Below are 25,626 nucleotides of genomic sequence, written 5' to 3'. Positions count from 1 at the left end.
CTCACTTCGGATCCAGCCAGGTGTCGTAGAAGACGTTGCGAGACTGCGCCTCGTACCCGACGTTGTGCACGGACGGGCTCGCCGCCGTGACCTGCGCTGGGTTGTAGACAGGAACGCTGAGCACGTACTTGTTCAACAGGAAGTCCTGCGCAGCTTCGGCGGCGGCAGCTCGCTTCTGCGGATCGAGCGTTGCGCTGACCGCAGCGAGCGTGTCGATGGATTCCTGATAGATCGGGTTGTCCTTGGCGATGCGAGATGTGTTGGTGTACAGCGGCGAGTACAGCTGTTCGAGCACCGAGACATCACCGCGACTGGTGTTCGCCGCCGTGATGTTCCACGTGTTCTGCTGCTTGGTCGCGGCGGTGTAATCCGGGATCGGCAGCACGCTCAGCTGCAGATCCACACCGATCTCCTTCAGATTCTGCTGAATCAGCTCGTAGGCAGGCTTGTTGATGACGAGGTTGTTGATGCCGAGGAGTTTGACGGTGAGCTTCTGGCCGTCCTTTTCCCTGACTCCGTCGGAGCCTTCCTTCCAGCCTGCGTCGTCGAGAATCTTCTTCGCCTTGTCCTGATCCTCGGTCAGGTCGGAACTGAAGTCCTTCCAGCCCGGAACCCGCTCGGACAACACCGAAGTCGATACCGTGTAGCTGTCGGTCAGCACAGTTTTGGCGAGCGCGTCACGGCTCCACCCGAGCTTGATCGCCTCCCGCACCGCCTGGTCGTTGGTCGGGAACTGGTCGGTCTTGAAGTCGAAGGCGATGTCGCGACCGGGAATCAATTGCGGCACGATCGAGAAACCGGCTGCACTGAGCGGCTGCTCGTCGGTGGAATTGACGTCGAGAATGGCGTCGACATCGCCCGACTGCAGTGCACCGGTACGGACGCTCGCCTCGGGGATGACGTCGATCTCGACGGTGTCGAGGTAGGCGTCACCGTTGTGCTTGCGGCTCTCGGGTGCCCAGTTGTACCCGGCGCGCTTGGTCAGCACCGTCTTCTGCTGATAGACGTGCTCGGTCACCGTGAAGGGACCGGTCGTGACGATGTTCTGCGGCAACGCACGATCCGCTTTGTTGAGCTGCAGCGTCGAATGTCCGACAATGCCGGAGAAATAGTGCGAAAGTGCCTGCAGAAAACCAGCACTCGGTCGATCGAACGTCACCTGCGCCGTGTACGGATCGAGCGCCACGGTGTTCTGGTATCCGACCCAGTACGCGGTCACGGCAGGGATGTTCAGCGCCTCGTTGCCGCGCCCGAGAATGTCGAAGTTCTCGACCACGGAATTGGCGTCGAACTTGGTTCCGTCGTTGAACGTGACGTCGTCGCGAAGATGGAACGTGAATTGCGTCAGGTCGTCGTTGATTTCCCAGGATTTCGCGAGCCAGGGCTCGATCGCTCCGGTCTCCGGGTTCTGGTACGTCAGCTTGTCGGCGGTGTTGCTGGTGATCAGGGACTCGGGATACGAGCCACCCGAATGCGGATCCAGGTTCGCCGGCGCGTCGAGAATCGCGAAGCGAAGAGTCCCGCCGGAGACGGGTTCACCTGCATCGGCGTCGTTCGCCGGGCTGGCGACCGTGGACGCGGCGCAGCCGGTCAGTAACAGCGACGCGGCCGCGACCACTGCGAACAGCGCATGCGTGCGTCGGGGCTTCGATGTTGCCAGGGTGGACGATGAATTCAGGGTAGACAGGGACGAGCGAAAGCGCCGAAGCGTCATTGCGGTGGTACTCCTCGGGGGAAACAGGGATCGACCTGACCGGCCTCGACAGGGAGGCGATCGGAAAGAGTTGCGAATTCAGCGAACTCGACATCGACAGCGAGTGCATTCGGTGGGGACCACGACGTCCGCGTTCACGAGCACTCCTTTCGACTGTCGACGGCGACAACGACAGGTGCGCTTCACGATTCGTTCAGATTTTCTGAAGGCTCGTCGAGTTCTTGTCATTGTTCGCTTCATGCTGATGCCCGAGTCTGCGCTGTGCGCCGGGGTTAGACCACCTTTCGAATCACGATGATTTTTCGATTCGGTTTCGAAACGTGTCGGAACGGAGAAACATCGTGTGGAAGACGCACACGGAACGCCGACAGGAAAGAGATGACATGAGTGACAACATCTACCGCGTGACCGAGATCGTCGGAACGTCGACGGAGAGCTCGGACGACGCAGTACGGAAGGCGATCGCCCGTGCGAACACGACGTTGAAGAACCTCGACTGGTTCGAGGTCGTCGAGACACGAGGTCACGTCGAGGACGGTGCGATCGCCCACTTCCAGGTGACCGTCAAGATCGGTTTCAAGCTGGAGTGACGAGCTTCTCGGCTCTGGAGGTCTCCGAGGGTTCCGCGCAGCGGAGTGGTGCAACTCTCGGAGCCCTCCAGGTACGAATCCTCAGGCGAAGACCTTCTCGAAGCAATTGGAGAACGGCATCGCCTCGTAGGGCGAAAAAATGGGGATACGGGTGTACCCGCTCTTCTCGTACAGCCGGACGGCGTCGGGCTGCCGATCCCCCGTCTGCAGAATCAACCGCGGCAGGCTCTGCTCGCGTGCAGCGTTCTCGACGGCGTCCAGCAGCGCCGACGACACCCCCGATCCACGATGCTCGGCGTGAACGAACATCCGCTTCAGTTCGAGATCTGCCCCATTCCACCGCACGGCCGCGTGTCCGACCGGCTGTGCGCCCCGATAGGTGACGAACGTACGGAAGACGGTCTCGGGAGCGACGGCGTTGGCCTTGGTGCGCTCGATACCCGCTGCCCTGTCCGCGTATCGAGGGCCGACCTCCGCTGCCATCGCAGCGCGCAGTAGTTCGGCATCGGGATGATCCCAGTCCACGACGACCGTGGTCAGCTCGGAGGATGGCGCCTCAGGGGATGTCAGTTCGGGGGATGTCACTTCGGTCAAGGGTTCCAGCGCTTTCCGTGTTCGGCGTGCGTCCGCAGATACGCGCCGGGGGCGAAATGGGTGTCGTAGAAATCCAGGTCGATGTTCTGCGCCTGCAGATACATCAGCACGTGCACGGTAGGTACCGTGCCGGGGAGCTTTCCGAAGGAATCGTAGATGTACTGCGCTTGCAGTGTCACGAGCTCCTGCACCGCAGAGGCGGGAAGAGCAGACGACCGGACCGCGCGGGTGTCGGACCACGGCCCCGGGGTGTCCGGGTGAAACGGTCCACCCGGGCCGTACTTGCGTTCGATGTACTTGTCGACGCCGTCGGCGACGGTCGCCACGTGCGGTGGCGAGAGAGTCTCGAAGACTCCGTCGAGCCCGGTCGCGTTCGGGAACGGCCACCGAGGATCGGAGTCGGCCCTGAATCCGAGGCCGGGGGCACGCGGATCGCCGGATCCACCGAGAACCGACAGACGATCCAACCCGTCGAACATCCAGCCACCGAGACCGAGCGCCTGCAGCAGAAGAACACCGTTGTGGGTGGCCGTGGCGAGTTCGGCGCTTGCCTCGGTCAACGTGTACTGCTCGACGAACGACAGTGGCACCGGGTCGTCGAAGTGCGCCAGGTGCGAGAACGCGTCGATACCGGGGATCGGGCGATCGTGGACGTCGTCGAAGACGACGTACCCGTTGGCGGCGAAGAACGACAGATTCGCGACGAGGTGCTCGGCGAGGTCTGCGACCGGAAAGGCGAGAAGGCTGCCGGGATGGTTCGCGATCCACGTGTTGTGGCCCTCCATGTACGGCTCTTCGCGGGGAAGTTCGAGCCGTGTTTCGGACAGCCGAACGTAGTGATCCGCGGTGTGATCGAGCCAGTCCTCCAGACCGAAATCGCCTTCGAGGGGAGCTAGATCCCTGGTCGGCAGCAGGTAGGTGCCCGAGTCGTCGGTGAAGAACAGCTGGCTCGTGTGAAAGCCGGCCGCGGACGGGAAGGTGCGCCCGACGGCACTGCCCGAATAGTTGGGAAACTTCGGCGCATACCCGCCGTGCCGGGTGATGCCGTAATGCCACCCGGTGACGCCCCCGACCACCGACAGCAACAGGGCCCGTTCCACCTCCGTCAGCGGAGTGACCGGATGGGAGCTCTCGAACGCCAGCGGACCGTCGGGGATCTTTCCGCCGAGAGGAAATCGCCGCGACCGGCGGCCCGCTATGGCGTCGAGAAGCGGAAACGACGCTGCCTCGGCGAGGGCCGAGCGCTGCGCGTCGGTGATGGTCAACCGAGCCATGAACGTTCCTCCTCGAACCGATCGTGATCTGCGAGCTCGGCGCATTCGAGAACGAAGTTCGCGATCCGCGCGGCGGTGCTGCGATGGCTCGCTTCGTTGAGGACGTCGTGCCGAGCGCCTCCGACCTCGCGTAGTTCGAGGCCGGGTAACCGTCCCACCCACCGGCGCACTCCCTCGATGGGCGAGATCCTGTCGAGCTCACCGTGCACGGCCAGCACCGGCAAACGCAGCGTTGCCAGATCGGCGTCGAATCGCGACCATGCACGAGGAAGCTCGCGGCCGAGGAGTTCACCGAAATCACTGCTGACGAATGCCAGCCCGTCGTTGACGAGTGCGTCCAGATAGAACGGATCGGTCGACAGCTCGCTCGGGTCCAGATCGAACTGCTCGGCGTCCGGGTCCATCCACGGCACCGGGGACAGCGGCGCACCCGAAATCACTGCACCCGCATAGCTGCTGGGTGAATTCAGCGCAGCGAGCGTGGCGACGACCGACCCCAGGGAGTGACCGGCGACGACCACCGGCAATCCGGGCGCGGACACTCGCGCCAGGCCGGCCAGGGTCGACGCGTCGGCACCGAGGTGTCGAAGCGAACCGAAATTCCCTCGCTCACCGGTGGAGAGTCCGTGACCGATGTGATCGAGGGCCCAGACGTCGGCGCCGTCGGCGCTCAACGAGTTCGCGAAGCGGTGGTAGAGCCCCGAATGTTCGCCGTATCCGTGCAGGAACACCACGTTCACCCGAGGCACCTCGGCTGCCCAGTGGCGGTAGTAGATCGGCCCCGATACGCCGTCGAAGAATGGCATCGTTCGAGTTCATCACCACTGCACCCAGCCGTCAACGGTTCGAGTCAGCGAGCGGTAAAGGCGCCGGAATAACAATCACGGTGATCCGAAGTCTTCTCGAGTGGCCTTGTTCGGTGTTCGATACGACAGAGTCCAGAGGTAGAACGTGCGGAGAGGGAGACATGGGTATCTGTACGAGGCGATAGGTCCCTTCGCCGACACCCACCTCCAACCCGGGAGACATCGCCATGCCCATCGAACCAACGGTCGTCCTGCACATCTCGGACTCGGGTACCGGCTCGCTCGAAGGACTCGACCGAGACCAGCTGCATCAATTGGCCGAAACTCTTCGACAGGTGACCCGCTCGTACGCCGCCGATGCCCGCATCCTGACGCGTTTCGACGTCCGAATCAACGACGCGGATGCACATCTCGTCGTCGACCTCCCCGCTCGCGACGTCGTGCTCGCCGGTGCGAGTATCGGACTGAGCCACACCGAGTTCGAGATCTTCGCGCAGCTCGTCCAGAACCCACGTGTGGTGATCGGTCGCGGCGAGTTCGCTGTCACCGGCAGCGGCCGCAGCGTCGATGTTCACCTCTCCCGCGTGCGCACCAAACTGGGTAGGTTCGGCTCTCTCATCACCACGGTGCGCGGCACCGGCTACCGTTTCGACCCTTCGACGTCGATCCGCGTCATCACCGAGCCCGTTCGACTTCGTACCGCCTGAACAGAGCGCCTGTCGCCTTCTACACCCTCTTCGTGGAACTATGGATCACGCCCCTCGAAGACGAAGTAGGAGGTAGCGATGGCATCGACAGTCAGCCGTTCCGATTCGGGTCGGATCACCGCCGCGAACGGCACAATCTCGATCGAACCGAACCCACGACGCATCCGCGCGTATTTCGCCGGTGAAGTCATCGTGGACACCACCGACGCGGTCTATCTGTTCGAGGACGGCCATCTACCTGCGTACTACATCCCCTGGACGGATGTACGCAGCAAATTCCTCGTGCCGTCCGACACCTCGACGGTCTGTCCGCGCAAAGGAGTGGCCGAGTACCGAACCATCGCTGTCGGTGACGCCCGATCGGTGGATGCGCTGTGGACGTACCCGGAGCCGCTGGCGGACTCGGTGGACCTCAGCGACTATGTCTCGTTCTACTGGGACCGCGTGGACTCGTGGTTCGAGGAGGACGAGCAGGTCTTCGTCCATGCGCGTGATCCGTACGTACGGGTCGACGTGCTCCCGTCGTCACGTCACATCGAGGTCTACATCGGCGACGTTCTGGTGGCCGACACACACCGCCCGAAGGTCGTCTTCGAGACCGGCCTTCCGCCCCGGTACTACATTCCGCGGCTCGACGTGAAGGACTGGCTGTTCACCGACTCGTCCACGACGACGTCCTGCCCGTACAAGGGCACGGCGTCGTACGTGTCCGTTCCTGACGGGCCGTCGGACGTCGCCTGGTTCTATCCCCAGACGACGCCCGCGGCATCCGGCATCGAGAACCACCTGTCCTTCTACGTGGACCGGGGCGCTCGCGTCGTGGTCGACGGCGTGGTGTTCACCAGCTGAGCACTCACAGGGAACCGAGGTGGTATTCGCCGTAGACGGTGAGCCCGGCGAACACGGCCTTGGCCGATCGGACGAGTACCGACCTGGTGACTCTTCGGACGTCAGACAGTGACTTCGGCATTGCGCTCGGCCTCCTTCGAAATGGTGTCGGCGGACTCGTTCTCACGATCGGCCAGGTACGCCCGCAGGGAGAACGCGAAGCACCCGGCCCAGGCGACGACGATCGTCACGTAGGCCGCCGCCTGCAGCCCGCCGCTCAACTCGAACCACCCGCTGCGGAACAAACTGCGTGTGTTGGTCAGCACGATGATGCCGCCGACGGACGCACCGAGCAGGCGGGGCGGAACATGACGGACGAGCCACGCGGCAAGTGGTGCCGCGAGGACGCCGCCTGCAAGGATCGCCAGAACCCATCCCACATTGATCCCCTGCGAACCCAAGCTGAACAGGAATCCGAGGCTCGCCGCGAGTGCGATGACGAACTCGCTGGTGTCGATCGAGCCGATCACCTTCCGCGGTTCCAACCGCCCGCTCGCCAGGATCGCGGGTGTACCGACCGGGCCCCACCCGCCGCCGCCCGTCGCGTCGACGAAGCCTGCGATCAGACCGAGAGGAGCAAGGAATCGACTGCGAAGCGGCTTGCCGAGATTGCCGCGCGGAATGCCCTGAACAGTGAATCTGATCAGAATGTACAAACCGAGGGCCAGCAGAATGATCGCCATGATCGGCGCAGCACTCTCGGTGGACAGATTGGACAACACGGTCGCCCCGGCGAACGCACCGACCGCACCGGGTAGGGCGATACGGCGCACGACCTTCCAGTCGACGTTGCCGAACTTCCAGTGCGACAGGCCGGAGATGAACGTGGTGCCTATTTCGGCGAGGTGTACCGTCGCCGAAGCGGTGGCCGGATTGGTGCCGATGGCGAGGAGTAGCGTCGTCGTCGTGACGCCGTACGCCATGCCGAGCGCACCGTCGACCAGCTGGGCTGCGAACCCGACGATGCCGATGAGTACGAGTGTCTTCACTGAGGTCTCCGCGGAGTGAGGGTCGATTTTCGAAGGTCAGGTCAGATCGATCTCCGACAGCCTCGGCACGTTGTGTACACCCGCTCAATGGAAGACAACGGTGGTAGATCCGTCAAGGGTTGAAATCAACTGATTTGCAGACGAATTCATTCGGAAGCCGAAGTAGACTCTTTCGGCTGGGTCGGGTTCGCCGAAGCACGTGTCGGAGCCGGTCTCGTTGCCGTCACCGGCGCAAAGCAGCGTAGCCTCTCGGGCCATGACACGTTCACGAATCATCGTTCTCGGTGCGGGCGGACGAGCCGGGTCGGCAATAGTCGACGAGCTACGGCTGCGTGGGCGCGACGTTGTCGCCGTCGTCCGAGACACCAGGAAACATGCCCGTCTCGCACAGCGCGGGGTCGAACTCCGCGAAGGTGACGCTGCCGATTCCCGGTCGCTCGAGGGTGCGACAGCGGTGATCGATGCGGTGTCGCCGTTCTCGGCACCGCCTCCGAACTTCGACGACTTCGACGGTGCGTTCTACGAGAAAATCGTCGACGCGGTCGCCGCCTCGGCGGACGGGCGAGAAATCAGGTTCGTGGCCGTCGGGCTCGCAGCAACCCTCCCGTTCGACGACGGCAACAGCCCAATCGCCGACGACACACTGTTTCCCGCCCAGTTGCGACCGTTCGCGCAGGCACATGTTCACCGGCTCGAACGGCTGTCCGCGGTAGCCCGCATCGACTGGGTCGTCGTGACCCCGCCCGCACGACTGTCGATCGACGGGCCGGCCGGCGACTACACTGTTGCCGAATTACCGGTTGCTCCAGCCTCGTTCGACTTTCGGTTGTCGTACCGTCAGCTGGCGCGTGCAGTCGTCGACCAGGTCCTCGAACCCACCGTCACCGGGCGGCAGGTCCTGGTACACGACCGGTCAGCCTGAAATCTGGTCGTTCGCGGCCTCCTGTGCCTTCTTCAGCGCATCCGGGATGTCGCCCGCACGGCCGGCGAAGATCTCTTTCCATGCCGAGTCCAGATCGGCGGTCGCGGCCTGCGCTCCCGGCACGGGGTCGTTCTTGAGCACACCGTCCTGAACACCCTCGGGGAAGAGCGTGGCGTCGACGCCCTTGGTCTGCCAGTAGTCGAAGTAGGGCTGCTGAGCGTCCGTCACCGCGGGGATCAACGATCCGTGTGCGCCGAGCGGCTTGCTCCCTTCCCCGCTTCCGATCCATTCGAGCACTTTCTGAGTGGCCTCGGGATGCTCGGATGCCGAATTTCCGGCCGCGATAATGCTGTTGGTCAACGGGATTCGACCCTCGGGGCCTGCCGGTATCGGCGCGAGACCCCAGTCGAAGTTCGCACCCTCCGAGATGCTCGCCAAGTTGTACGCACCCGATTCCAGAACTGCGAGCTTGCCCTGCAGGAACTGATCTCGCGAGAAGTCCGAGTTGTCGTTCGTGTCGGCCGACGACGGCGCCACATGCGAATCGTTGACGAGCCCGACGACGTACTCGATTGCGGCGACGGCATTTGCGTTGTCGGCGAAGACGTACTTACCGTCCTCCTGGTAGAGCCCTCCGTTGGAGGCGATGAAGTTCCCGAGGATCGCGTCGAAGTCGTACGCGGCGTTGAAGCCGTACTGCGACACCGCGGACGCGTCGAAACCCGGTTGGTCGGCGGTACGACCCGACGAGTCGACGGTCAACTTCTTCAACGCGGGCAGGAACGTGTCGGCTTGGACGTTACTGGGGTCCCACGTCAGATTCGTCAGATCGATTCCGGCGTCGGCGACGAGCTTCTTGTTGTAGTACAGCACCTTTCCGCCGTCGATGAGCTGCGGAACTCCCCACAGCGAACCGTCGCGCGTGTATTTTTCCACCGCCGACGGCTCCCACCCGGACACGGCGTCGGGAAGGGCCTCGGAGATGTTCACCAGGCTGCCGTTGTCGGCGTAATCGGAGAAGTTGGGTGCGTTGACCCAGAAGATGTCGTCACCGCCACCTCCGGAGAGGTCGGCGCGCAGTTTGTCGAAGTAGTTTTTCCACGGCACCTGGTTGACCTGGACGTCGATGTCCGGGTTCTGTTCCTCGAACGCCGCGAACGACTCCTCGTAGGCCGAGGCCACGGCGTCGTCGCTCCAGATTCTGAACGTGACAGTGCTCTTGCCCTCGTCCTCCGAACTACTGCACGCCGCCAGTCCGAACGTGAGGCTCGTGACGGCGAGCAGTGCCGCGGTACGGCCGAGCTTCCGATATGTCATGGTGTGCAGACCCTTTCAGTTGAAGCCCTTGATCGACAGCGAGGACACGATGTTCTTGTGGAAGAGGACGAAGAGTGCAAGGAGTGGCACGATCGCGATGGTCGTCGCCGCCATGACGAGCGTCCAGTTGTTCTGGTACTCCGATTGAAGATTGGCCGTCGCCACGGTGATCACCTGCCACTGGCTCCCGCTGGTGATGATGAGCGGCCACATGAAGCTGTTCCAGTGCGACACCACGGTGATGACGGTCAATGTCGCGATCACCGGCCTGCTGAGCGGCACTACGACGTGCCACAGAATCCGGAGGTGACCCGCCCCATCCAACCGGGCGGCGCTGGTCAGGTCCGATGGGATGCTCAGAAAGTGCTGGCGCAGCAGGAATATGGCGTATGGCGATCCAAACACGAACGGCAGAACCAACGCCCAGAACGTATTCCGCAGTCCTGCCTGGGTGAGCAGAAGGTACAGCGGAATCATCGTCACCACACCGGGAACCATCAGCGTCGACAGATACACCCAGAACAATGCGTTCCGACCCGGAAAGTCAAGCCGCGCAAATGCGTACGCCGCGAAGACGGAGAACCCGACCTGGCCGACAACCACGACTACGGTCACCAGCGCGGTGACCAGGATGGACCTGCCGAATCCGTACTGGCCCTGGAACAGAGCAGCGTACGACTCCCCCGTGACGGGCGAGGGTAGCGACGTCGGCGGCTGAGATGCGAACTGACCGGGTGACTTCAGCGAGGTTGTCACGCTGAGCAGGAACGGCACGACGATCGTCAGCGCCGAGACGGTCAGGACGAGGTAGGTCACGATGTCGAGGACTGCGCTGCGACGCCTGACTTTCCGGGCGGGCGGGGTGACCGTGTCGGTCACAGTCGGGTCGACGAGTGTCGTCATGGCGGGATCAGACCGTCTCGTAGGTGGTGCGATTGCGGAAATAACGCTGCTGGACGAGTGTGAACGTCACGAGAATCACGAACAGCACAATCGCCATGACCGCGGCGCGGCCGAATTCGAAAGACCTGAAAGCCTCGTAGTAGATCCGACCTGTGACGACGTCCGCGGCACGGTCCGGCCCTCCGTTCGGTGCGAGTGCGTATGCGGTGTCGAAGATCTGGAACGACGAGATCAACCCCGTGACGAGTACGAAGAACATCGTCGGGCGCAGCAGCGGAAGGCTGATGTAGCGGAATCGGTGCCACCGACCTGCGCCGTCGATGCGACTGGCGTCGATCACGTCCGTCGGGATCGCGCGTAGACCCGCGGCGAAGAACAGCGAGACGTAACCGACATTGGTCCACACACTCACCGCGATGATCGACGGCAGCACGAGCGAGGGCTCCGCGAGCCACTCGACGCGGTGGCCGATGAGTGCATTGAGCAATCCGTCGGTGGGCGCGAAGATCCACTTCCAGACGACACCGATGGCAAGCGGAGCCGAAACCCACGGCAGGAGAAGCAGAACACGGAAGAGCCCCGACCCCGCCACTCGGCGTTCGAGGAACATGCCCAAGACCAGACCGATCACCGTCTGCAGAGGTAACGAGACCGCGACGAACACGACGGTCACGAGCAGCGAGTTCAGAAACCTGCCGTCGGTCAGGACGGACTCGAAGTTGTCCAACCCCACGAACTTGGCGGGCGCGATGAGGTTCCAGCGTTGGAAGCTGAGCCACACCACGGTGACGATCGGCACAGCCAGAAACACGGTGATGCCGAGCAAACTCGGGAGTAGAAATGCGTAGCCGGACAGAACTTCTCTGCGTCGACGTGTCAACCGAACGACAGCAGACAAACTCGGGACCTCCTGTTCGGCAATCTATGACCAAAGAAAACTACCGGCACACCGAACGCCGCGATACGGATGAAATCACCGAGAAGTCATCGGTTGACAACTGGCCCACGTTGCCCGCATCACCCCAGGAACCACCCCCACCCTGCCCACCCCTCCCCCACCCTGCCCACCACCCCACACAAACGCACACGCACTTGCGCCCGGCCAGGGGTACCGCCCACCACCCCACGCAAACGCACACGCATTTGCGCCCGGCCAGGGGTACCGCCCACCACCCCACACAAACGCACACGCGTTTGCGGCGGCGTGGGGCTGCGGGGCGGGGACTGAAAGCGTATCGCGCGACTCGGCGTAAGTCATTGCACTGCAATGCTTTTACTTGACGGATTTTCTGAACGAACATATACTCGAACAAACATTCGAATCGGCCACCGGGGGGCGGCGAGATGACAAGAACCAGGGGCGCGTTTGCGTCGTACGCGGGGATTCAGAAGAAGCCTGTCATCGATCGCCGCCTGTTGCGTGAAATCGGGGATGCAGCCAAAGCCGAAAATCAGGCATGTGCCAGGAAAGTTGCTCTGGCTGCTGCGATTTGGGACTCGTGCGTCCAACAGACAATTCAAGTCGGTGAGCACATCACGGACGCAGGAAGCTACGCGTCCTCCGAGATCGCAGGAGTGCTCGGTTGCTCGAAGAGCATGGCCGACAAATACTCCGAGATCGGCATGGACCTACGTCTACGATTTCCGACCATCAGGATGGCATTCGAAGCCGGTGAGCTCGACTTTCTCCGAGTACGCGCAATCTATCGCGTTACCGGTCCCTACACTGTCACTGCCGCCCAAAGCGCCGAATCCGAGATCCTCGACGCAGCCAGACGGCTGTCTCCCGGGCCCCTCGCCACCGAAGTCGACGCCATCCTGCACCGCATCGCACCCGAGGAAGCTGCCGAACTCCGCAAGGACCTCGCCAGATTGACCGGAGTGAACTACCGGGACAAAGACATGATCGCGACCATCGAAGCCAACCTGGAAGCAGCCGATGCTGCAGCATGCTGGCAACTGATCAACGAGATGGCCGCAACCGCCTGCCCCAGAGATCCCCGCACACGAGCGCAGCGTCGCGCCGCGGCCTACACCGCATTGCTGCATCGCGAAGATCACCTGGCCTGCACCTGCGAGCCCGACGAAGACGTACCCTGCACGGCGACGCCGAATCTCCCCGACCGACGCGCCCCGCTGACCAGCGTCACCATCGACATCCGCACCCTCCTCGGACTCGCCGACCTCCCCGCGTATCTCGCCGGCCACGGCGACATCGACGCCGAGTACGCACGTGAGCTCGCTGAAAACAGTGACCTTCAGATTCTTCTGACCGAGGCAGTGGACCTCGCCCGGGAACTCGGGCACCTCACGGGCGATGCTGCGGGCAGCGCCGCTGAAACCGAAGCACCTGGTGAAACTACAGAGCCCGTCGGCACGTCAGTCAGACCCGGCGACTCACGCACTGGCACGGGTGTCGAGAAGCAAGCTGACACGGGTGCTGAAAAGCCAGCTGCCACGGTACGCCCGAGCGCGCACCTGTCGTTCCATCCGCTGGGCCGTGGTCGGCGTCGCCGCGGCATGAGATTGCCGAAACCGTCACCCACCGTCGCACGTACGACGGCCACGCCTCCAACTGGACCGCACGAGGGGCGGTACACCCTGATTGCCGCACTCGAGCGGGCCATTGCCGCTGATCCGGCGCTTGCCGTCCCGCTGTACCCGGACGGACACGGCGGGTTCGACGACCCACCGCCCGGTGCGCTGCGCTATCGACCCTGCACACAACTGGCCGAGCTCGTTCGTCACCGCGACCGCACCTGCCGTCATCCGGGGTGCGACCTTCCGGCCGCCAACTGCGAAATCGACCACGTCGTACCTTATCTTCACCACGATCCTCGGAGAGGCGGCTGGACAGTGCTCACCAACGTGCACTGCCTCTGCAAATACCACCACTCACTGAAGACCATGGGAGCCTGGACGCCGACAATGCTCGCCGGGGCCGTCGACTACTGGGTGTCGAATTCCGGTACCACTGCAATTACGTTGCCCGGCAGCACGGTCGGCGGATCGAACATGCCGGGATCGGACCTGCTCCCGTACATCCCGCGCAAACGACGAACGGTCTGCACCACCCAGCAGACCACAACCACCGATCAGACCACAGCCACCGAGACCGCAGCCACCCAGCAGACCACAGCCACCGAGACCGCAGCCACCCAGCAGACCATAGCCACCGAGACCAAGCCTGCCACTGATACCGACGAGGCGGTAACGGCAACCGGGCCGGCTTCTGTGTCTGTGCCTGTATCTGGACCCGAAACCGAAGCCGAGGCCACCGACACCGAGATCGCCGACGACGTCCCCACCGATGCCGATGACCCGGCGCCGTTCTGATCACAGGATGCGTCGAGATCCAGTGAGACGCGAGAAACTATTGAACCGGCGCGGCAGCGAGGACCTTGCGGTACCGGCGGGGGCCGACGCCGTAGTCGTCGATTGCGTAGTGCCAGGTCGCCAGGTTGTTCCACAGCACGAAATCGCCTGCATTCCAGCCGAATCGGATGGTGTAGTTCGGCGAGGACGCGTGGTCGAGAAGGAACGGCAGGATCGCTTTGCCTTCGCGATCGGACAGACCTTCCAGTCGCAGCGCCCCGGTGCTGATGAACAAGCCCTTACGTCCGTTGCGGTCCACTCGCACGACCGGATGCGTGACGGTCTGCTTGATCTCACCCCGATCGGCGCCCTGCGCGTAGTGAACGGCATTCGAGTCGTACACGGCGCCGACGCCCTCGAGCAGAACCTTCACCGGGTCGGACAGGTCGTCGTACGCGGCCTGGAGGTCTGCCCACAGGGTGTGACCACCGAGTTCCGACACTTCCTCGTACACAAGCGATTCGATGGAGAACGGCGGGGTACGCCACACACCGCCGATATGCCAGCTGCTCGCTTTACCGGTGCTCTGCACGTTGTACGGGTACACCAGCGGATGGTCCTCGTGGCGGACGGCCGTCGGGTGGTCGAACGGCTCGTCGAAGATACGAACGGCCTCGACCTGCTGCGCAGGCGTCAGATCAGCACCCCTGAAAACCAGAACCTTGTGTTCGTCGAATTCACGGCGGAGCGACGCTCGTGTGTCCTCGTCGATCGGGGCCGTCAGGTCGATATCGAAGATCTCTGCGCCGAACAATGGGCCGGCACGATGGACTCGGTAACTCAATGTGGCTGTCATGCTTCGACGTTAGAGCCGAGCCAACGCGCGAACGAGAGTTGAAATCAGTGTGGTTGCAATACGCGCGCGATACGGTCAGCCGTGAACGGACAGATCGACCGCCGCATGAGCACAGTCGAGTCCGCGCGCAGAATGATCATCGAACCACCGCACGTCGAAGAAACGCTTCAGCCAGGACATAGAGGCCAACTTAGACCCGGACGAGCCGCAGCGGCACCCTTCCGATCATGTTGATTCGAAGGGTGCCGCGACATCAGCCGAGCCAGGTGTCGAAGAACTGCAACCGAGCGGACGCCTCGAACTTCAGGTCGTGCACGTTCGGACCCGCGCCGATGGCCTGGGAAAGCTCGATCGTCGGGATCAAGAGGCCGTTGGCCAGCACTTGACGTTGCGCGTCGCCGAGAATGGTCTTGCGTTCTTCGGAGTCGGTCGTCGCAAGTTGATCTGCCAAAGCCAGGTCGAGCTCCGGGATCGGCCCACGATGATTGTTGTTGCGGCCGTCGAGGGCGAACGAGGTTCGCAGTATGTCGCCGTCGGCACGTGTGGCATTGCCGTACAGCGAATCGAAGTCACCACTGACCTGCCGAGCCAGGGCTTCGGGTGTCGACACGAGGTCGAGCACCAGTTCGACACCGACGTCGGCGAGCTGCTGCTGCGCCAATTCGAGAATCGCCTGGTTACCGGCGAACACGGCACTGAATGTCACCGAGAACAACAACCGCTGGCCGTTCTTCTCGCGAATCCCGTCCGGACCGGGAATCCACCCGGCCGCATCGAGGATCGACCGTGCGGCATCCGGGTCGTAGGTGACATCGTCCAGCTTCAGGTACTGGGGCGTCTTGCTCGCCAAGGTCCCGGTCGCAGGCAGAAAGTTCGGCCCGAGCACGGTGTCGACGAGTTCCTGACGGTTCAGAGCAGGAACGAGAGCCCGTCGCACCTCGGGATCGGAGAGTACGGGCCGCGTCACGTTCGGTGTGAAACCGAACGGGGTGCCAGGGTTCGGCGTCGTGAGCACCGCGCCACCTGCGGCCTCGATCTGCGGGGCGTCCTGGGGCAATGCGTCGCTGATCGCATCGAGTTGATCGGAGGCAAGGCTGCCGGTCCGAACCCCGGATTCCGGCACGATGGTGAACTCGATAGCGTCGAGGTACGCCTCACCGTCGTGACCGAAGACATCCGAGCCCCACGCGTATCCGGCCCTCTTGTTCAGAGTGATCGCACGATCCTGCTGATACGAGCTGTAGACGAAGGGTCCACTTCCGACGTTACTGCCGAGGCACCGCTGCTCCGCCGGTGCGTCCGTTGTCACCTTGGCCTGCAACCCGAGTTGCGGCGTCGACGTGGCCTGTAGGAACTGAGCGTTCGGCGTAGCGAAATCCACCCGTGCCGTGAGCGGATCGACGACGGTGGTGCCGGTGTATCCCGCGAGATAACTGGAACCCAGTTGCGCTTTCGCTGCACCGAGGGTGTTCACGATGGCGTCGAAGTTGTTCTTGACGGCCTCGGCGTCCACCGGCGACCCGTCGCTGAACGTGACGCCGTCCTTCAGATGGAACGTGAACGACGTTGCATCACCGCCGATCTCCCAGCTGTCCGCAAGCCAGGGCGTCAGCTCGCCGGTCTTGGGGTCTTGATCGGTCAGCGAGTCGACGACCTGCCGAGCGACGTAGATCGTCTGATTGGTCCCCGACTGCGCCGGATCGGAACACGTCGGCGACTGCGACAAGGCATACCGCAGCGTGCCGCCTGCCTGCGGTGCCCCCGCATTCGTCTCGGATTTCTCCGAGTCACCGCACGCGGACAGCAATGCCAGCGTGACCGCGGCGAGCGCCACCGGTACAGACCTGTTCATCGTTTCATTCCCCCATGTCGTAAGAAACTCGGTCGGCTCTATCTCCGCAGCGGCAGTTCGAGGTTCTCCCTGAATGTGTCACCGAGATAGTCGTTCCCGACGACGCCGCGACGCCGCAGCTCGGGCAGTAGCCCGTTCAGTGCGAAATCACGTGTACGTTCGTCGGCGAGCCCGCCGATCGAGATCACATCGAGAACACCTGCGTCGTAACGATATTGAATGGAATCGGCGAGCTGCTCGGGAGTGCCGGCCAGGGCCCAGTGCCCGGTGTCCTTCGATGCGACGATCAACTCGCGCAACGTCTTACCGTCGGCAGCGAGCTTTCCGAAGATCTCCACTCGACCTCGGCGACGATTGACGGTCTTGGGGTCGGGCAGAAGTTCGACGGGAATCGGTTTGTCGAGCGGCAACTCCGACAGGTCGATGTTGCCACCGAGCATGTCCTCGAGCTGCGCTCGCCCCGCCACGAAGTCGGTCGATTCCGCGCGCTCTCTCACGAGCGCGTCGACTTCGGCCTCGCTCGAACCGTAAGTGGCGTGGAAGGAGCTGAAGATCAAGGGCAACTCGTCACCACGTCCGAGTTCCGCTGCGCGCGAGCGAATCGTCTTGGTGTAGGTGACCGCGTCCTCGAACGTCGCCAGTGAGGTGAACACGACCTCGGCGAATCTGGCACCCAGCTCGATACCACCTGCGGATTGACCTGCTTGAAACTGCACCGGTCGGCCCTGTGGAAGCGACGGGATGTTCAGCGGCCCCTTCACGGTGAAATAGTCACCGCGGTAGTCGATGGGCTGGACGAGCGAAGGATCGAGCACCGCACCGTCTGCTCCCGGCGTCAGCGCACCTGGCTTCCAGCTGTCGAACAGTGCGCCCACCACTTCGAGTGATTCCGCGGCGCGCGCGTATCGCTCCTCGGGGCTCGGTAGATCGGTGTCGCCGTAGTTCTCCTCGCCCAGCGAGGACGTGACCGCGTTCCATGCGGCGCGGCCGTTGCTGACGTGGTCGAGCGTCCCGAACAAGCGGGCCAGGTTGTACGGGTGGTGAAATGTCGTCGTCACCGTGGCGATCAGACCGACGTGCGTCGTCACGGCGCTGAGAGCAGCGAGATAGATCAGCGGCTCCTGGGCGCCGATCGCACCCTGTGCGCCGAAACTCAGCAGGTCGGCCGCGAACAGTGCATCGAACTTGTTGTCCTCGGCGATCTTCGCGATCTCGATCGACGACGCGAGAGTGGATCGGCTCGGGTCGACGGCCGCGTCGTAGATGTCGGTTCCACCGCTCACGCCGGTGACGGTCTTGAGTGTTCTGCGACGCTCACTCATACCGCGATCACTGCCGAGACGGCCTCCAGAAACCCGTCGAGATCATCGATGTGCACGACGTGACCTGCCCCTGCGACTGTCGAGACCGCGAAGCCTGCCTCTCTCAGTTCCGTTGCGCGCTCGGGTGGTACCAGGTTGCTCGGGTCCGCGAGTACGACGGTCGACGGCACCACCGGCGTACTGGAGTCCGCGGGTGTGAAGGATCCCAGGTCGTCGAGGATAGTGACGTCCCACTTCTGCAGCGCGACCAGTTTGCGCTCGAGACTGCCTGCATCCCACTTCGGGAAATTCGCTGCGACGTCGTCGAGTGTCCAGGTCTTCTGCGAACGGAAGAAGTTGATCACGGCAGCGTCGGGCGTGATGCGCCACGCCGGGTCGACGTACACCGCGTGCGCCGGCTTCAACGTGGCCACCGCGTGCGCCAGGACCAACCCACCGAGCGAATGCCCGACGGCCAACGCAGGCTCACCGGGAACCGCCCCCTGCACGGCGTCGGCCAGCGCTTCGACCGAGTAACGCTCCAGCGGCGCACTGTCGCCGTGTCCCGGCAAGTCGACCGCATGGACGTGGTAACCACGATCCGCCAGGGCCGGCCCGACATCGAACCACGACCCCGACGAGTTGCCGAGTCCATGAATCAAGACCGCATGGCGGTCGCCCGAACCCCATTCCTGCACAGTGATGTCGTTCGCCATTCTCACGCCTCTCCGGTGTCGGATGTATCCGTGACGTAGAACCACGATTCGAGGTCGAAATCTTCCCTGATCTTGCCTTGATCGACCAAGAACTGCTTGGTGCCGGTCAGCAGGTCCACGGCCGCCGGGGGAAATGCTTCTTCCGCAATGGAGTCGGCGACGGCCGCTCCGCGGACGATGTCAGGGGAGAAGTTGGACTGGCCGATCTCGTAGGCGAGGTAGTCCTCCCAGTTGTTCTTGGCGAATTTCGCCGACGAGACCAACAACTGCTGCCAGGCCAGACCGAAGTCCGGGTTCGCCTCGAGGAACTCGTCGCTGCTCACCGACGCGCTGGTACCTGCGAGATCGGGATGATCGTCGTACACCGAGTCGACCTGATGAAAGCCCTTGGCGAGGAAAGCATGCAACGACGCCGACGGGTTGACGTCGGGTAGCGCCGCCGCGTCGATCTCACCCGAGTTCAGTGGCGCTTCCTGATCGGCCGGGTACAGATGGATGAGTTCCGCAGTGACCCCCTCCTCCTGCAAGGCGCCCTGCAGGTACCTGTCGATGTAGGAACCCGACGGCACTCCGATCTTCTTGCCTTGCAGATCCTTCAGCGACGTGATGGACGGATCCTTGGCGACGACGCCAGCATTGTTGTCGAATGCGGTCACTGCCAGCAACCGGGTCTGCAGGCCGCTACCTTTCGCCACGAGAGCAGGCGTATCGCCGTAGTTGGCGACGTCGAGTTCACCGGCGACAAGGGCCTGGTTCAGATCGGGTCCGTTGGGGAAGCTGAAGATCTCGATGTTCTCGACGCCGAGATCGGCGAGCGCGGGCACCAACTTCTCGCGCTGGTTGGCGAACCCCAGCGGACCCGACAGGGTGTTTCCCGAGCCGATGGTGCCGATGCGGAGGGTCTTGATCTCGGTTCTCGACGCCGAACCCGAGCCGTCGGAACTGCACCCACCCACGGCAAGGGCCGCGGCGGCAAGCAGCGCCACAGCGATTGTATGGAACTTCACGGTCTCGATTTCTCTTTCGTCGTCAGTCTCGGCGGCAGATCTCCATGTGGCAGAGGCGGACCCACCGCGGTAAGCGTGCCCGCTGCCCTGCCCTTACCCCATCCGAGTTTTTCTCGATAACGTCCGATGTGATCCTCGGGCACCGCGTAATCCGAGGACCGCGGGGTTGCCTGCGGGTCGACGTACAGGGCGTCGACCGGGCAGTATGCCTCGCACATGAAGCACGTCTGGCAATCGGATTGCCGTGCGATGACGGGTATTCCCGAGGCCGTCCTGTCGAACACGTTGGTCGGGCACGCATCGATGCACTTGTCACACCCGATGCAGGTCTCGGCGAGAACGAGTTCGATCACGATGCTGCTCGAACACCGTCGCGGACGGTCGATTTCAACGGGCCGATTCCGGTCCAGATTCGATCCACACCGCCCGTCAGAATGTGGTGCCGCTGAGCCTCGTCCAGGTCGGGGAAGTCAGCCCGCTTGCTCATACCGCGGGATTCGGTGCGCGCAAGGGTGGAGTGATACATCCACCGACCCACCGCGGTGATCGCGGCAGCCTGCCTCGATCGCAGCCGGGTCTCGCCGTCGTCGCCGCGCAGTCCTGACACGTTGTCGTACCACAGTGTTTCGAGAGCACCGAGAGCGTCGCGTACTCGCTCGCCGTCGCGTAGGAAGTTCTTCTCGTACGGAACCAGCTCCGCCTGCGCAGCGGCGAGAACTTCGGTGTGGTCCATCGCCGCCGGTCTGGACGGACGCAACCCTGCATCACCTATCGCCCGCAGATCTGCAAGTGGCGCAATACTTTCTGCACGTGCGAACCGCGCCGCGGCGGCGCCGGACCAGCTACCGGACGACATCGCCCATGCCGAATTGTGGCTACCTCCACCGGTGAAGCCGCCGCAGATTCGCTCCCGAGTGGCGGCGTCGCCTGCCGCGAACAGGCCCGGGACCGTCGTCGCACATGTATCGTCTACGACCTCGATTCCGCCTGTTCCCCGCACGGTTCCCTCGGCCAACAGCGTGATCGGGAACCGATCGGTGAACGGGTCGATTCCGCGACGGTCGAACTGCAGGAAGAAGTTGGGCTGCCCGAGCCTCATCTGACGCTGAACCTTCTCGTCGGCGCGGTCGAGCTGGGCGAACACTCGCTCGTTCACCAACGTCTCCGCGATGACCGACCGTCCCTTCGTCGAACCAGCGCCCTCGATGACCGTCCCGTCGCCGCGGAAGAACGTCGCATAACCGTAGTAGGCGGTCTTGGTGACGGTCGAATTCTCCGGGACGATGGCGTACGCGTTCGAGAATTCCATTCCGGAGAATTCCGCGCCTGCCTCCGCCGCCATCAGCGCGCCGTCCCCGGTGTCGACGTTGGTGCCGAGTGCCTTCGAGAGAAAGGCACACCCACCACTGGCGATGACCACCGCGCCCGCCGAGACTCGATAGTCTCGACTCTCCTGGCGCTGGAAGCCTGCCGCTCCGCGCACCTGACCATCGGTATCGACGAGCAGTTCCAGCGCGGGCGAATGATCGAGAATCCGAACGCCCCGACGTCTGATCCAGGCACGCATCCGGCGCATGTACTCGGGACCTTGCAGCCCTGTGCGAATCTGACGTCCGGTGCCCGAGTCGACAGGGAACGGGTAACGCCCTTCGGTGGCAAGCAGATCCATGTTCTCGTACGTCTGGTCCAGGACGCGGTCCATCCACCGATGATCGGCGAGGTGGCCCCCGAGGGATTCACGGCTCGCCTTCGCCTTCTCGCGCTCGGCGCGAGACGGGTCGACGTACCAGACCCCCGTTCCCGACGGGGCCGTCGCGCCGCTGGTGCCGCAGTATCCCTTGTCGACGAGCAGGACGTCCGCACCGTGCTGTGCGGCGCGCAACGCTGCCCACGTCCCTGCAGGCCCTCCCCCGATGATCAGAACGTCAGCGGTGAGGTCGAGAACATCTGTCACAGTGAACTCCTCGTCGGTGTGCCGAGCCCCGTCGGTGCGTCGGCGTCGACGCCCAGACCTGTCAGTAATCTCTTGCGCAATGCCGCGTGCTCGGGAGTGAGCACCGAACGCGGCCTCGGTGCATCGACGATCACTTCCTCGGCGATCCGCCCGTCGCGCAACAACAATGCTCGATCGGCCAGCAACAGAGCCTCCTCGACGTCGTGGGTCACCAGGAGCACCGACGGTCGATGTTGTTGCCACAGTTGGGCGACGAGCGCCTGCGCCTTCAACCGTGTGAGCGCGTCGAGTGCGCCGAACGGCTCGTCGAGCAGCAGGACATCCGGGGTACGCACCAGCGCTCTCGCCAACGCGACCCGCTGTGATTCACCGCCGGAGAGGGTCGACGGCCACACATCGGCCTTGGTCTCGAGGCCGACCTCGGCGAGCGCGTCGAGTGCTCGCTCGCGCAGACCCGAACCTTTCACGCCGAGAACCACATTGCGCCACACGTTCAGCCATGGCATCAGCCGGTGCTCCTGGAACACGATTGCCCTCGATGCGGCGACGTCGAGAGTTCCGGTGAAGCCTGTGTCCAATCCCCCGATCGCACGCAACAGCGTGCTCTTGCCGGACCCACTGGCCCCGAGAAGAGCGACGAATTCGCCGGGCTCGATGTCGAGGTCGACGCCGTCGAGCACGGTCTTGCCGTCGAACGCCCGGCCCGCTCCCGCCACGTGGACGCCGAGGTGCTCACGAATCACCGATGTCGTCACTGGCCCTCGAATCCGGTGCGCCACGCCAGAAACCTGTGTTCGAGCAGACGCACGAACACGTCGGTGAGCAGGCCGAGAATCGCATAGATGACCAACACGAGGAAGATCTGATCGGTACGGAGGAATTCCTTGGCGTCGTTCATCAGGAAACCGAGCCCGACCGGCGTGGTCTGCATCTCGGCGACGACGAGAGCAAGCCACCCGATCCCCAGTGCCTGACGCAGACCGACGAATATCTGTGGCAACGCCGCAGGCAGAATGATGCGGCGAACCAGTTCGATCCGCCCGAGTCCGAGCGACTGTGCCGCCTCGACGAGTCTGCGGTCCACACCGCGAATGCCGGCGAGGACGTTGAGGTAGATCGGAAAGATCGGTGCGACGATGATGAGCGCGATCTTGAACGAGTCGCCGATGCCGAACCAGATGATGAACACAGGCACCAGCGCCAGCGCAGGCATCATGCGCAGCACCTGAATCGGGGCGTTGACGATGTCCTCGGCCACACGCAGCAGACCTGCGGCCGCGCCGAGTACGAGCCCGATCGCGATGCCGATGGTCAACCCGATGGCGACGCGCCTCGTCGACGCGAGCAAGTGCCGCCAGAGCTCGCCGGTTTCGATCAGGTCCCAGCCTGCATCGAGTACCTCGGAGGGTGCAGGTGTCGTCGTACCGAGCCAGCCGCGGGCACCGAGTTGCCACAGCACGAGAATGACGACGAGTCCCGAGGACTGCCGTGCCAGACGAATCAGACGAGACGACACCGCACCGCCCGTCGAACGGGATGCCGCGTCCGGTCGGGGGGTCGTCGAACTGTCTTTCTCGGTTCTGTCGAGCTGCAGTGTCATACGTGAGGTACCTCGGCCGGAACGCACGGAAAATGGGCGGCACCGCGGCGTGGGCTGTACGCACGGCGGTGCACGAGTCCTTGAAGCGTACGAAGTCCCCGACCAGCGCGATAGAAATAGAATCACCGTGATTCTGCGTTGGACCCTGTGTCGCAGTGCGTCGTGGTGGCGGTTATTGTCAGCTCGACCATCCAGAGCGGCCGAGACTGCGGCCTCGGTCGTTCCGCGGGTTTCACTCCGGGCCTGCTCTGTGACGCAGCAGCAAACCCCGAGAACAACACGGTACGAGTGCTACCGCCAGGGCCGATGGAGGCACGTAGGAATGAGCAGTACACAGAGGCACCGCATCGCGATCGTCGGTGCGGGACCACGCGGCACCGGCGTCCTCGAAAGACTGCTCGCCCATCTCGGTGGCCGCGAGGCCGCCGACACCGTCGAGATTCACGTCTTCGATCCGTTCCCTGCAGGTGCAGGGCGGATCTGGCGCGGAAGCCAGCCGCCTCTGCTGTGGATGAACTCCGTTGCCGCCGATGTCACGATGTTCACCGACGACTCCACGGTCGTCGACGGACCTGTCGATCCGGGTCCGACGCTCGACGAGTGGGTTCTCGGCAACATCGAGACGCTGCGCCTCGATCCGGAGTTGACCGCCGAACTCGAGACGTTCACCAGCTCCTCGTTCGCCTCACGCACGCTTCAGAGCCGCTATCTCGAATGGGTCTTCGCGCGCACCGTCACCGATGCGCCCATCGACGTCGAGGTGCACCGCAGCGCGGTCGTCGACATCGAGGATTCACAGCAGGGCACACAGCAGCAGGGCACACAGCAGCAGGGCACACAGCAGCTGACTCTTCAGGACGGTTCGACGCTCGAGGTCGATGTGGTTCTGCTCGCGCAGGGCCATCCGGATGCACTGCCCTCCGCCGCCGAGAGTTACCTGCACAAATTCGCCGACTCGCACGAGCTGACGTACGTCGGCCCCGGCTACACCGCGGACCTCGATCCCGACGTCGTGCCGGAGGCCGAGCCGATACTGGTGGCTGGCCTCGGCCTCGCGTTCGTCGACTGGATGGTTCTGCTCGCCGAAAGCCGCGGCGGTGTGTTCTCGCGCAATTCCGACGGCGATCTGACCTACACACCTTCGGGCCGCGAGCCGCTCATCTACGCCGGTTCGCGACGCGGAGTGCCGTATCACTCGAAGATCGGCTACGACATCGCCGCTGCCCGGCCCCCACTGCCGAAGTACTTCACCGCCGACGCGTTCCCCGGCGACGCCCTCCTCGATTTCCGGCGGGACATATGGCCGCTGGCGGCGAAAGAGGTTGCGGGCGCTCATTTCCACGAGCTGTTCGCCTCGCACTCCGACCGGACCAACGGGTCGTGGGAGGACTTCGACTCCCGCTTCGCCGAGGTACCGTGGGGCTCTGCGGCATCGGCCGCGCTGGTCGAGGAGTTCGTGCCCAAGGACGACGACCGGATCGACCTCGAACAGATCGATCGTCCGCTGGCCGGCGAGCACTACGAGGGCATCGACGACGCCACGGCCCGCATCATCGGTTACATCGACGCCGATCTCGCCAGACGCGCCGATCCTCGGTACAGCAGCGACGCAGCAGTGTTCAATGCTCTGCTGTCGGTGTACATGACGACCGGAGAGCTGCTGCGGCGCGGCCGAATTCCCGCGGAGTCCGTCGCGACGGACATCGAGGGGTGGCTGCACTCGTTCTTCAGTTTCATCGCCAGTGGCCCGCCGCCGCAGCGTCTGGAGCAACTCAGGGCGTTGGCCTCCTGCGGCATCATCAGGTTCCTCGGCCCCGACACGACGTTCAGTGCGGACACGACGATGGGTGTCTTCTCGGCGCAGAGTGCCGCACACGAGGAGACCGTCACGGCGCGAACGCTCGTCGATGCGCGACTTCCGGTCGCCTCGATTCGTGCGAGCGGAGACGCACTGCTGCGGAGCCTGCACGAGCGCGGCGAGATCGTGGAGATTCGCGCCAACGAGAGAAGCGCCGCAAAGATCTCGGTGGACGGCCGATCTCGGATTCTGCGCTCCGACGGAACATCTCACGACAGGCGGTACGCCGTGGGTCCCTGGGTCGCGGGCCACAACTGGTCCTCGGCATTTCCCCGGCCCCGCATCAACGCAGGCTTCTTCCGGCACAACGACGCGTTGGCGATCGAACTACTCCCGTAGCCGGTCGCCTGTAGGGGTAATTCAGCGCTGGGGGAATTCGAATCACGGATACCCAAACTGTTGTGGCTCGGGCTCGTTCTGCGGTCTCCTGGATGTATGCGTTCACAGTCCCGCGCATTCGAAG

At 63.6% G+C, this 25,626-nt stretch carries 23 protein-coding genes; 6 read left to right on the top strand and 17 right to left on the bottom strand.

Features of this window, described 5'->3' with window-relative positions; all coding sequences use genetic code 11:
- Nucleotide 1: 1 nt before the first annotated feature.
- The gene (locus tag RY1_RS12650; protein WP_084727374.1) at nt 2–1,714 is read right to left on the bottom strand and encodes an ABC transporter substrate-binding protein; all 1,713 of its coding nucleotides are present in this window, start codon (nt 1,712–1,714) and stop codon (nt 2–4) included.
- A 383-nt stretch (nt 1,715–2,097) separates the two neighbouring features.
- Between RY1_RS12650 and RY1_RS12640 the strand changes: the two genes are divergently transcribed.
- Nucleotides 2,098–2,304 (top strand): dodecin, encoded by a 207-nt coding sequence (locus RY1_RS12640; protein ID WP_072804035.1) that lies wholly within the window; start codon nt 2,098–2,100, stop codon nt 2,302–2,304.
- An 81-nt stretch (nt 2,305–2,385) separates the two neighbouring features.
- Here the strand turns inward: RY1_RS12640 and RY1_RS12635 are convergent, their stop codons facing one another.
- The 3 genes from RY1_RS12635 to RY1_RS12625 all read right to left on the bottom strand — a co-directional run bounded on the left by RY1_RS12635 (nt 2,386) and on the right by RY1_RS12625 (nt 4,978).
- Nucleotides 2,386–2,787, bottom strand: a complete 402-nt coding sequence (locus RY1_RS12635; RefSeq protein WP_084727389.1) for a GNAT family N-acetyltransferase — start codon at nt 2,785–2,787, stop codon at nt 2,386–2,388.
- A gap of 107 nt (nt 2,788–2,894) precedes the next feature.
- A complete protein-coding gene (locus tag RY1_RS12630; protein ID WP_072803916.1) occupies nt 2,895–4,172 on the bottom strand; it encodes a hypothetical protein in 1,278 nt (425 codons plus the stop codon).
- A complete protein-coding gene (locus RY1_RS12625) occupies nt 4,160–4,978 on the bottom strand; it encodes an alpha/beta hydrolase (protein WP_072803915.1) in 819 nt (272 codons plus the stop codon). The genes RY1_RS12630 and RY1_RS12625 overlap by 13 nt, the downstream gene beginning before the upstream one ends.
- Nucleotides 4,979–5,205: 227 nt before the next feature.
- Between RY1_RS12625 and RY1_RS12620 the strand changes: the two genes are divergently transcribed.
- Nucleotides 5,206–5,685: a winged helix-turn-helix domain-containing protein gene (locus RY1_RS12620; protein WP_072803914.1), complete on the top strand. Its 480-nt coding sequence runs from the start codon at nt 5,206–5,208 to the stop codon at nt 5,683–5,685.
- Nucleotides 5,686–5,763: 78 nt separating this feature from the next.
- Nucleotides 5,764–6,534 carry a DUF427 domain-containing protein gene (locus RY1_RS12615; protein WP_072803913.1) on the top strand — a complete coding sequence of 257 codons (771 nt, stop codon included), beginning with the start codon at nt 5,764–5,766 and terminating at the stop codon, nt 6,532–6,534.
- Between the two features lie 101 nt (nt 6,535–6,635).
- Here RY1_RS12615 and RY1_RS12610 read toward each other — a convergent pair whose 3' ends face one another.
- Complete coding sequence (locus tag RY1_RS12610; protein ID WP_072803912.1) at nt 6,636–7,562, bottom strand: sulfite exporter TauE/SafE family protein; 927 nt, start codon at nt 7,560–7,562, stop codon at nt 6,636–6,638.
- A 256-nt stretch (nt 7,563–7,818) separates the two neighbouring features.
- On the opposite strand from RY1_RS12610, the gene RY1_RS12605 reads away from it, so the two are divergent.
- Nucleotides 7,819–8,484, top strand: a complete 666-nt coding sequence (locus tag RY1_RS12605; protein WP_072803911.1) for an NAD(P)-dependent oxidoreductase — start codon at nt 7,819–7,821, stop codon at nt 8,482–8,484.
- Here the strand turns inward: RY1_RS12605 and RY1_RS12600 are convergent.
- Genes RY1_RS12600 through RY1_RS12590 form a run of 3 tightly spaced genes read right to left on the bottom strand, consistent with a single transcriptional unit; the run spans nt 8,476 to nt 11,602 of the window.
- Nucleotides 8,476–9,801: an ABC transporter substrate-binding protein gene (locus RY1_RS12600; protein ID WP_072803910.1), complete on the bottom strand. Its 1,326-nt coding sequence runs from the start codon at nt 9,799–9,801 to the stop codon at nt 8,476–8,478. The two genes, RY1_RS12605 and RY1_RS12600, sit on opposite strands and share 9 nt — an antisense overlap.
- 15 nt (nt 9,802–9,816) lie before the next feature.
- On the bottom strand, nt 9,817–10,704 hold the full coding sequence (locus RY1_RS12595) for a carbohydrate ABC transporter permease (protein ID WP_072803909.1): 888 nt from the start codon (nt 10,702–10,704) through the stop codon (nt 9,817–9,819).
- Nucleotides 10,705–10,711: 7 nt separating this feature from the next.
- The gene (locus RY1_RS12590) at nt 10,712–11,602 is read right to left on the bottom strand and encodes a carbohydrate ABC transporter permease (protein WP_072803908.1); all 891 of its coding nucleotides are present in this window, start codon (nt 11,600–11,602) and stop codon (nt 10,712–10,714) included.
- Nucleotides 11,603–12,048: 446 nt separating this feature from the next.
- Here RY1_RS12590 and RY1_RS12585 point away from each other — a divergent pair, with 446 nt between their 5' ends.
- Nucleotides 12,049–14,040 carry an HNH endonuclease signature motif containing protein gene (locus RY1_RS12585; protein WP_072803907.1) on the top strand — a complete coding sequence of 664 codons (1,992 nt, stop codon included), beginning with the start codon at nt 12,049–12,051 and terminating at the stop codon, nt 14,038–14,040.
- Between the two features lie 37 nt (nt 14,041–14,077).
- Here RY1_RS12585 and RY1_RS12580 read toward each other — a convergent pair whose 3' ends face one another.
- The 9 genes from RY1_RS12580 to RY1_RS12540 form a co-directional block, all read right to left on the bottom strand.
- On the bottom strand, nt 14,078–14,875 hold the full coding sequence (locus RY1_RS12580; RefSeq protein WP_072803906.1) for a TauD/TfdA dioxygenase family protein: 798 nt from the start codon (nt 14,873–14,875) through the stop codon (nt 14,078–14,080).
- A gap of 253 nt (nt 14,876–15,128) precedes the next feature.
- Complete coding sequence (locus RY1_RS12575) at nt 15,129–16,727, bottom strand: ABC transporter substrate-binding protein (protein WP_072803905.1); 1,599 nt, start codon at nt 16,725–16,727, stop codon at nt 15,129–15,131.
- A gap of 38 nt (nt 16,728–16,765) precedes the next feature.
- Nucleotides 16,766–18,049 carry an NtaA/DmoA family FMN-dependent monooxygenase gene (locus RY1_RS12570; protein WP_072803904.1) on the bottom strand — a complete coding sequence of 428 codons (1,284 nt, stop codon included), beginning with the start codon at nt 18,047–18,049 and terminating at the stop codon, nt 16,766–16,768.
- Complete coding sequence (locus RY1_RS12565) at nt 18,046–18,744, bottom strand: alpha/beta fold hydrolase (RefSeq protein ID WP_072803903.1); 699 nt, start codon at nt 18,742–18,744, stop codon at nt 18,046–18,048. The genes RY1_RS12570 and RY1_RS12565 overlap by 4 nt, the downstream gene beginning before the upstream one ends.
- A gap of 2 nt (nt 18,745–18,746) precedes the next feature.
- The gene (locus RY1_RS12560) at nt 18,747–19,751 is read right to left on the bottom strand and encodes an ABC transporter substrate-binding protein (RefSeq protein ID WP_245819628.1); all 1,005 of its coding nucleotides are present in this window, start codon (nt 19,749–19,751) and stop codon (nt 18,747–18,749) included.
- Entirely contained in the window at nt 19,748–20,104 is a 357-nt protein-coding gene (locus RY1_RS12555; RefSeq protein ID WP_072803901.1) for a 4Fe-4S dicluster domain-containing protein, read from the bottom strand. The genes RY1_RS12560 and RY1_RS12555 overlap by 4 nt, the downstream gene beginning before the upstream one ends.
- Nucleotides 20,101–21,705: an FAD-dependent oxidoreductase gene (locus RY1_RS12550; RefSeq protein ID WP_072803900.1), complete on the bottom strand. Its 1,605-nt coding sequence runs from the start codon at nt 21,703–21,705 to the stop codon at nt 20,101–20,103. The genes RY1_RS12555 and RY1_RS12550 overlap by 4 nt, the downstream gene beginning before the upstream one ends.
- Nucleotides 21,702–22,460, bottom strand: coding sequence for an ABC transporter ATP-binding protein (locus RY1_RS12545; protein ID WP_245819627.1), 759 nt, complete (start codon nt 22,458–22,460; stop codon nt 21,702–21,704). The genes RY1_RS12550 and RY1_RS12545 overlap by 4 nt, the downstream gene beginning before the upstream one ends.
- Entirely contained in the window at nt 22,457–23,305 is an 849-nt protein-coding gene (locus RY1_RS12540) for an ABC transporter permease (RefSeq protein WP_072803899.1), read from the bottom strand. The genes RY1_RS12545 and RY1_RS12540 overlap by 4 nt, the downstream gene beginning before the upstream one ends.
- Nucleotides 23,306–23,627: 322 nt before the next feature.
- Here RY1_RS12540 and RY1_RS12535 point away from each other — a divergent pair, with 322 nt between their 5' ends.
- Nucleotides 23,628–25,502 carry an FAD/NAD(P)-binding protein gene (locus RY1_RS12535; protein WP_072803898.1) on the top strand — a complete coding sequence of 625 codons (1,875 nt, stop codon included), beginning with the start codon at nt 23,628–23,630 and terminating at the stop codon, nt 25,500–25,502.
- Nucleotides 25,503–25,626 lie beyond the last annotated feature (124 nt).

It is taken from the genome of Rhodococcus yunnanensis NBRC 103083 (assembly GCF_001895005.1).
GTDB classification, from domain to species: Bacteria; Actinomycetota; Actinomycetes; order Mycobacteriales; family Mycobacteriaceae; genus Rhodococcoides; species Rhodococcoides yunnanense.
Note: the sequence above shows the minus strand (reverse complement) of the source record. Positions and strands in the feature narration are given on the sequence as shown.